The sequence below is a fragment of the Pseudomonas sp. EL_65y_Pfl2_R96 genome, assembly GCF_963970905.1.
Taxonomy (GTDB): Bacteria; Pseudomonadota; Gammaproteobacteria; order Pseudomonadales; family Pseudomonadaceae; genus Aquipseudomonas.
The window spans coordinates 1-548 of record NZ_CAXAQH010000198.1; the positions used below are offsets into that span (position 1 = coordinate 1).

Here is a 548-nt window from a genome sequence, read left to right on the forward strand (position 1 = left end):
CGCCAGGCCGTCCATGCCTCGCCGCCTTGGGCCAGGTCGTTGGCCATCTCGATCGTCATCACGCGATCAAGGCCGAGCTGCACGCGTTGCGACGGCTGGCGTTCGATTGTCATCGCGTCGATCCCGCGCATCGGGCGAAAAGACACCGTCATCCGGTCACCTCGATTTTGGGGAGCGCCGCCACGATCACGGCGGGCAAGGGCTCGGAGGATCTAAAGGTCGCGCGGCCGCTGCGATCCCACCCGCCGCTCACCGGCCGCTCGGTATCGCCGGTAAAGAGCGGCACGGGCGCATCCATATAGCCCGCGCTGGGGCGATCGATCAGATTGTCGAGCTTGCCCCCCTGCACGCCGATTTTCAGGCCCGCCGTTTCGATCAGCCGCAGCGCCAGGCGCACGATCCGCTGGCGCACCCCCTGCGATGTACCGGTCTGGGATTTCAGCTCTGGCGGCAAGGTGACGACAGCCGCCGTGTAGCGCACCCCTACGGTGACGGTGTAGGCGCGATCCTGCGGCACGACGCTCGCCGGAATGTCGAAGCTGCCTTCG

At 67.2% G+C, this 548-nt stretch carries 1 protein-coding gene; it reads right to left on the bottom strand.

Annotated elements, in window-relative coordinates; genetic code table 11:
- Positions 1 to 148: 148 nt before the first annotated feature.
- Positions 149 to 548, bottom strand: a 400-nt coding sequence (locus AACY49_RS30195; protein ID WP_339527906.1) for a hypothetical protein, incomplete at its 5' end; no start/stop codon positions are given.